Raw genomic sequence first — 6,993 nt, forward strand, 5'->3', positions numbered from 1 at the left:
TCGACAACTGGAGCATGTTTCAGGCCGTGGCATGCTGGGCGGCGGCGGCCGCGAATACCTCGGCCACGGCATGAGCGCCGGGGTCGACCACACCTTGCAATTTAGCGCCGACATAGGCGGACCGCCCGGCCTTGGCCTTCTCCATTGCGGCCGTGGCTTCGGCGCCGCGCCGGGCCGCTCTCGCGGCTTCCTCCAGGCCCTTGGCGTCGAGCGCCTTCAAAGCCGGCTCCAGTGCGTCGACCATGGTGCGATCGCCGGGTTTTGCGCCGCCGTAGAAGGTCATCCGCTCAAGCCCGGCAAGCAGCGCCTTGGTGATGGTTGCGCCGCTGCCAAGCGCTTGTGCCGCCGCCGTGAAGAAGATCGACAGCAGCACGCCGCTCGAGCCGCCCATGGATGCGCTCAGAAGATCGCCGATTGCGCCAAGGGTCGCCGCCGGATCGGCAAGTGGCAGCGTATCGAGCCGTTCGAGGATGCTGCGTGCGCCGGTCGCCACCGTCGAGCCGGTGTCGCCGTCGCCCGCCTTGGCGTCGAGCCCGTTCAAAGCCGCTTCCAGTGAAATCAGTTTTTCGCAGACAGTGACGATCAAGCGCCTTGTGCTCGCGTCTTGGCTGGCCTTGCGTGCCGCACCTTCGTGGGCTGGTTTCGCCATCGGCACGACTGAGGGCGCAACAACCGGCTTGGCCGGCATCCAGGCGTGCGGGCCGACCGGCGCCAGCAGGGCCGCTTCGCGCGCCGCATCGAGCTTGGTCAGCGACAGCGAGAAGCCGTTCATGTTGAGCGCCGTCATCAGTGGGCCGGGGCCGATCACCAGCTTGACGGTCCTGGCGAGCGGCGAGGCAAGCACCGCATTGGCGACCAGGGACATTTCGAGCGGCGGCACAGAGCCGAGATTGTTGATCAGCAGAGCATGGCTGGCCTTCGGGTCGAGCCGCACTGCTAAGCGCTCCGCCATGATCGCCACCAGCTTGTCCGCGCTTTGCACCGCGATCCGCTCGACGCCGGGCTCGCCATGGATGCCGAGACCAAGCTCTCCATCATCGGCGCCAAACCTGTCTTCGTGCGGCTGGCCGGGGATCGAGCAGGAGGACAGCGACATGCCGAGCGAGACGATATCCTTCGCCGCCGCTCGTGCGGCGGCCGCGATCTCGGCCAGGTCGCGGCCGGTTTCAGATAGATGGCCCGCGATCTTGTGCACGAACAGCGTGCCGGCGACACCGCGCGGCTGCGCGATGTCGGGCAGCGCGATGTCGTCGGCGACGATCACCATCTCGACGGCAAAACCCTCGGCGCGCGCCTTCTCGGCGGCGAGGCCGAAATTGAGCCGGTCACCGGTGTAGTTCTTGACGATCAGCAGGCAGCCGGCTGGTCCGGTGACCGCGCGGATGCCAGCCAGCACCGCCTCGACGCTGGGCGAGGCGAAGATCTCGCCCGAGACCGCGGCAGTCAGCATGCCCTTGCCGACAAAGCCGGCATGCGAGGGCTCGTGCCCGGCGCCGCCGCCGGAGACGACGCTGACCTTCGTCTTGTCCCAATCGGCGCGCAGCACGACCTTGATCTCGGGATAGCCGTCGAGGCGCGCGAGATCGGCCGAGCCAATGGTGCGCAACAGGCCGTCCAGCGCCTCGGTGACGATCGTTTCCCTGCGGTTGAAAAAGTGCTTCATCGAATTCGTCCCGTATTCGCAATCGTCAGCCACAAGCCGGCGTCACCCTTAGCAGCGACGCCGAAAAACCGGTCACATCAGTCGTTGTCCGTCGGCGCCGAAATAGAGCGGCGAGCGGTAGCGGATCACCACTTTGTCGCCTTGCGCCAGATCGGTGTCGGGATCGGTCAGCGTCACCAGTTTCTTCGGCCCCACCGTCACATGCAGGTGGTTCTGGTCGCCGAGATGCTCGACCCAGTCGACGACGCCGTCGGCATGGCCGTTGGTTGCCTTCTCGATCGCCAGATGCTCGGTGCGCGCGCCGATCGTCTTGGTGCCGGCCGGCGCGCCGCCATCGGGCAGCAGGCCGGAGGGTAAAAGATTGATCGCCGGCTGGCCGAGCCGTGCCGCCACATGCAGGTTCGCCGGCTCGGAGTAGATGGTTCGCGGTGAGCCGATCTGCACCAGAACCCCGTCAGCCAGGATGCCGATGCGGTCCGCCATGGTCATCGCCTCGATCTGGTCGTGGGTGACGTAGAGCATGGTGGCGCCGAGTTCGGACTGGATGCGTTTCAGCTCGAGCCTGAGATCCGCGCGCAGCTTGGCGTCGAGCGACGACAGGGGTTCGTCCATCAGATAGATCGCCGGCTTGCGCACCAGCGCCCGGCCGATGGCGACGCGCTGCATCTCACCACCCGACAGCTTGGTCGAGCGGTTGGCGAGCTTGTGGTCGATGCGCACCATCTTCGCCACCTCCTCGACCCGGCGGCGGATCTGGTCTTCCGGTATCTTTCGCGCCGGCGAGCGCAGCGGGAAGGCGAGGTTGTCGAACACCGACAGATGCGGATAAAGCGAATATTGCTGGAAGACGAAAGCGGTGTCGCGCTCGGCTGGCGACAGGTTGGTGGCATTGTGGCCGCCGATCTCGATCGTACCGGTATCCGGCCGCTCCAGCCCGGCGATCAGCCGCAGCGTCGTCGTCTTGCCGGCGCCGGTCGGCCCGAGCAGCACGACGAATTCGCCATCCGATATATGCAGGTCGAGACCGTCGATGGCGACGTGCTCGCCGAAACTCTTGGTCACGTCTTTGATGTGAACATCAGCCATGCTGCACTCTCCCTTGAGAGGCGGTGTCGTGGATCGCCGTCCTCACCGCGCGTCCGGAGCCTTTTTCGAACAGCGACAGCCGCGCGCTGTTCAGCGTCAGGCCGACATGGTCGCCGGCGTTGAGCCGGATTTCGGCTGGAACGCGTGCCTTGATGATACCGTCCGCCGTCTCCACCGCGACGATCTGCGTGGTGCCGAGATATTCGGTGCCGTAGATCGCACCGCGCAGTTTCGAGGCGTCGTCGAAGCGGATGTGCTCCGGCCGGATGCCGAGCGCCATGTCGGCGGGTGCCACATCCTCGCGCACCTCCGGTACGCCCACCGTCGCCCCCTGGACGACCACCTCTTTCGCGCCCTTTGTGACTCCGCCGCCAAATTTCAAAAAATTCATCGGCGGCGAGCCGATGAAGTCGGCGACGAACATGGTCGCCGGGCGGTCGTAGATTTCGCGTGGCGTGCCGAACTGCTCGATGACGCCGTGGTTCATGACAGCGATCTTGTCGGCCATCGACATCGCTTCCATCTGGTCATGCGTGACATAGACCGTCGTGGCATGGATGCGGTTATGCAGCTCACGCAGTTCATGCACCATGAGCTCGCGGAATTCGGTGTCGAGCGTGCCGAGCGGCTCATCCATCAGGAAGCATTTTGGCCGCCGCACGATGGCGCGGCCGAGCGCGACGCGCTGGCGGTCGCCGCCGGCGAGGCCGGAGACCGATTTGTTGAGCAGATGGTCGATGCGCAGAAGCTTCGCGGTTTCCTCGACGCGTGTGCGGATTTCAGCGGAGGGCATGCCTTGCGCCAGCAGCGGAAAGCCGATGTTCTTGCGCACATTCATATGCGGGTAGAGCGCGAACAGCTGGAAGACGAAGGCGATGTCGCGCTCGCGCGCTCTGAGCATGGTGACATCGTCGCCGCCGAGCAGGATCTGGCCGCCCGTCGGCAGTTCGAGCCCGGCGATCATGCGCAAGGTGGTGGTCTTGCCGCAGCCGGAAGGCCCGAGCATGACGAAGAACTCGCCATCCTCGACGACGAAGTTGGAACCCTGCACGGCGACGAAATCGCCGAAGGCCTTCCTCAGGTGTTGGACGCGGATTTCGGCCATGACTATTCCGGGAATTTCGAGACGATGATGAACATCACCGTGCCGGCAAGCATGGTGATGAAGGAATAGGTGTAGAGCGACAGCGCGAAGGGCTGGAACAGCATCAGGAAGCCGATGGCGATCAGTGCGGTCGCGATGTTTTCCATCACCCCGCGCCTTGCCCAGCGTGGCCATGAGGATTTCCTTGAGATGGCGGGGCGCGTCATGCGTAGCTCCTTTCCTTCTCCCCGTTCACGGGGAGAAGGTGGCCCGAAGGGTCGGATGAGGGGCGGCGCCAACGCCTCGGTTCAAGGCGGATGTCGGCGCTGCCCCTCATCTGCCTGCCGGCATCTTCTCCCCGTGAACGGGGAGAAGGGACGCTGCCGCAGCGCCGGTTCCACACTTGCTGACGATCAATCATTTGCGCACCGCGCCGAAGGTGATGCCGCGCAGCAATTGCTTGCGGAGCAGGATGGTGAAGACCAGGATCGGCACCAGGAAGATCGTCGTGCCGGCCGCCACCGCGGGCCAGTCCTGGCCGCCTTCGCCGATGATGGTCGGGATGAAGGGCGGCGCGGTCTGTGCCGTGCCCGAGGTCAGCAGCGCGGCGAAGGCATATTCGTTCCAGGCGAAGATCAGGCAGAAGATGGCGGTCGCCGCAATGCCGGTGGTCGCTTGCGGCAGCACGGTGCGCCAGAAGGCCTGCAGCCTGGTGTAGCCGTCGATCATCGCCGCTTCTTCATATTCGCGCGGGATCTCGTCGATGAAGCCCTTGAGCAGCCATACCGCCAGCGACACGTTGACCGCCGTGTAGAGCAGGATCATGCCGAGCGCGGTGTCGGACAGGCCGAGCTCCCGGTACATCAGGTAGATGGGGATGGCGACCGCGATCGGCGGCATGAAGCGCGTCGACAGGATGAAGAACAGGAGGTCGTCAGCGAGCGGCACCTTGAAGCGCGAGAAGCCATAGGCCGAGAGTGTGCCGAGAAACACCGCGCAGAAGGTCGAGCCGAAGGCGATGATCAGCGAATTGATGAAGCGCGGCAGGAAGTTGGACGGGCCGGCGATCACCATGTTGCGCTTGCGCACCGTCTCGTCGCAGAAGCCGGTCGCTGGTCCGAGCGAATTGATGTATTCCGGCGTCTGTCTGGTGCGCGTGGTGAACAGGTTGCAGTAGCCCTCGATGCTCGGCTGGAAGACGATCTTGGGCGGATAGGCGATCGAGTCCGGCGGCGTCTTGAAGCTGGTGGCGAAGATCCACAGCAACGGCACGATCGAGATCAGCGCGTAGGCGATGATGATGGCGCCGGCGATGCGCTTCGAACCTGCCGAAGGGGCGACGACCGAATGGGCTGTGGTCAGGCTCATCTCTGCTTCACCTTGTTGAGCGCCTTGACGTAGATGTTGGCGAGACCGAACACCGCGACGAACAAGATGATGGCGAAGGCCGAGGAATAGCCGGTGCGCCAGCTTTCGAAGGCCTGCCGCTTCAGCGTGATCGAGGCGACCTCGGTGGTCGAGCCCGGCCCGCCGCCGGTCAAGAGATTGACCATGTCGAACATCTTGAAGTTCTCGATGCCGCGAAACAACACCGCCAGCATGATGAAGGGCAGCGCCATCGGCAGCGTGATCGACCAGAACTGCCGCCAGTTGGAGGCGCGGTCGACCTCGGCCGCCTCATAGATGTATTCGGGGATGGAGCGCAGGCCCGCGAGGCAGATCAGCATCACATAGGGCGTCCACATCCAGGTGTCGACGATGATGATCGACCACGGTGCCAGCGAGACGTTGGAGAGCATCTGGATGCTTGTCGGCGGAATGCCCGATACGAACGAGATGACATAGGAAAACAGGCCGATCTGCGGTTCGTAGAGGAAGCGCCAGAAATTGCCGACCACCGCCGGCGACAGCATCATCGGTACCAGGATCAGCGTCGTCCAGAAGGCGTGGCCGCGGAACTTGCGGTCGATCAGCCAGGCCAGAGTGAAGCCGATCAGCGTCTGCAACAGGATGGTCCAGAACACGAAATGCGCTGTCGTCTGCATGGCGATCCAGATGTCCTGGTCGCCGAGAATGCGCTGGTAGTTGGCGAAGCCGAGGTTCTTCACCACCTCGTTCGGGCGGTTGGCGCGAAAATTGGTGAACGACAGATAGATCGCCCAGAACAGCGGGAAGATGTTGATGGCAAGCAGCAACAGGATCGTCGGCGAGATGAACAGCCAGGCGAGGCCCTTGTCGCTGATGCCCCGGACCTTGCGCGCCAACGGTTCCGGGGTCGCCCGGGCAACGTTCTCCGCGGTCCGATTGAGCATGGTAAGTCCTGCTTCGGTCACTTGGGTCGTCTCTATCATGGAATTTATCTGAACTGCGTCCCGTGCCAAGGGCGGCACGGGACGCGTCGGTCGGGCTCGGGAGGAACCTTACCTCTTGCCGGGGTTACATCTTGCCATCGTCCTGGAAGACCTGAGTCCAGTCCTTGACCAGGCCATCGAGCGCGTCCTTGGCCGAACCCTGGCCGGCGACGACATAGTCATGGAAGCGCTTCTGCGAGGCCTGCAGCAGCGGTGCGTAGCTGGGCTCGGCCCAGAAGTCCTTCACGATGGCCATCGAGTCGAGGAAGGTCTGCGCATAGGGCTGGCTGGCCGGGAATTTCGGATCCTTGACCACCGCGTTTAGGCAGGAATAGCCGCCGAGCGACCACCACTTGGCCTGCACGTCCTTGTTGGCGAACCACTTGATGTATTTCAGCGCCGATTCCTGCTTGTCGGAATAGGACACCACCGAAATGCCCTGGCCGCCGAGCTGCGCGAACTGGTCGCCGTCAGGACCCTTCGGGTTGACGAAATAGCCGATCTTGTCGCCGCCGACATTCTCGTCCTTCTGCAGGCCCGGCCATGTGAAGGCGAAGTTCATGTGCATCGCCACCTGTCCCGATTTGAAGGCATCGACGCCTTCACCCATGTAGCTGTTCGAGGCGCCGGGCGGCGTGCAGCAATCATACAGCGCCTTGTAGAACTCCAGCCCCTTCACCGATTTCTCGGAATTGACGAAGCCTTCCATCTCGTAGGGCTTCTTCGGGTTTTCGTACTGGAAGCCGTAGCTGTAGAGCACGTCCATGGCGCCCATGGTGATGCCTTCGGAACCGCGCTCGGTGTAGATC

General features: G+C 63.8%; 7 protein-coding genes. All 7 read right to left on the minus strand.

Annotated elements, in window-relative coordinates:
• Positions 1-19: 19 nt before the first annotated feature.
• Positions 20-1,663, minus strand: a complete 1,644-nt coding sequence (locus tag FJ948_RS26055) for a dihydroxyacetone kinase subunit DhaK (RefSeq protein WP_140709526.1) — start codon at positions 1,661-1,663, stop codon at positions 20-22.
• Positions 1,664-1,735: 72 nt separating this feature from the next.
• A complete protein-coding gene (locus FJ948_RS26060; RefSeq protein WP_140709528.1) occupies positions 1,736-2,749 on the minus strand; it encodes an ABC transporter ATP-binding protein in 1,014 nt (337 codons plus the stop codon).
• Entirely contained in the window at positions 2,742-3,854 is a 1,113-nt protein-coding gene (locus FJ948_RS26065) for an ABC transporter ATP-binding protein (RefSeq protein WP_140709530.1), read from the minus strand. Before FJ948_RS26065 ends, FJ948_RS26060 begins: the two co-directional genes overlap by 8 nt.
• A gap of 2 nt (positions 3,855-3,856) precedes the next feature.
• The gene (locus FJ948_RS26070) at positions 3,857-4,060 is read right to left on the minus strand and encodes a hypothetical protein (protein ID WP_140709532.1); all 204 of its coding nucleotides are present in this window, start codon (positions 4,058-4,060) and stop codon (positions 3,857-3,859) included.
• A gap of 190 nt (positions 4,061-4,250) precedes the next feature.
• Positions 4,251-5,201, minus strand: a complete 951-nt coding sequence (locus FJ948_RS26075; RefSeq protein ID WP_140709533.1) for a carbohydrate ABC transporter permease — start codon at positions 5,199-5,201, stop codon at positions 4,251-4,253.
• Positions 5,198-6,145, minus strand: coding sequence for a sugar ABC transporter permease (locus tag FJ948_RS26080; protein WP_095771946.1), 948 nt, complete (start codon positions 6,143-6,145; stop codon positions 5,198-5,200). Before FJ948_RS26080 ends, FJ948_RS26075 begins: the two co-directional genes overlap by 4 nt.
• Before the next feature lie 124 nt (positions 6,146-6,269).
• The coding region (locus tag FJ948_RS26085) for an extracellular solute-binding protein (RefSeq protein WP_140709535.1) at positions 6,270-6,993 on the minus strand (724 nt) is incomplete at its 5' end.

Source organism: Mesorhizobium sp. B2-3-12, from assembly GCF_006442205.1.
Classification (GTDB): domain Bacteria; phylum Pseudomonadota; class Alphaproteobacteria; order Rhizobiales; family Rhizobiaceae; genus Mesorhizobium.

What these genes read in the sequence shown, in the direction of transcription:
- FJ948_RS26080 (WP_095771946.1), bottom strand. Translation starts at nt 6,145, where the DNA reads ATGCTCAATCGGACCGCGGAGAACGTTGCCCGGGCGACCCCGGAACCG.
- FJ948_RS26055 (WP_140709526.1), bottom strand. Translation starts at nt 1,663, where the DNA reads ATGAAGCACTTTTTCAACCGCAGGGAAACGATCGTCACCGAGGCGCTG.
- FJ948_RS26070 (WP_140709532.1), bottom strand. Translation starts at nt 4,060, where the DNA reads ATGACGCGCCCCGCCATCTCAAGGAAATCCTCATGGCCACGCTGGGCA.
- FJ948_RS26065 (WP_140709530.1), bottom strand. Translation starts at nt 3,854, where the DNA reads ATGGCCGAAATCCGCGTCCAACACCTGAGGAAGGCCTTCGGCGATTTC.
- FJ948_RS26060 (WP_140709528.1), bottom strand. Translation starts at nt 2,749, where the DNA reads ATGGCTGATGTTCACATCAAAGACGTGACCAAGAGTTTCGGCGAGCAC.
- FJ948_RS26075 (WP_140709533.1), bottom strand. Translation starts at nt 5,201, where the DNA reads ATGAGCCTGACCACAGCCCATTCGGTCGTCGCCCCTTCGGCAGGTTCG.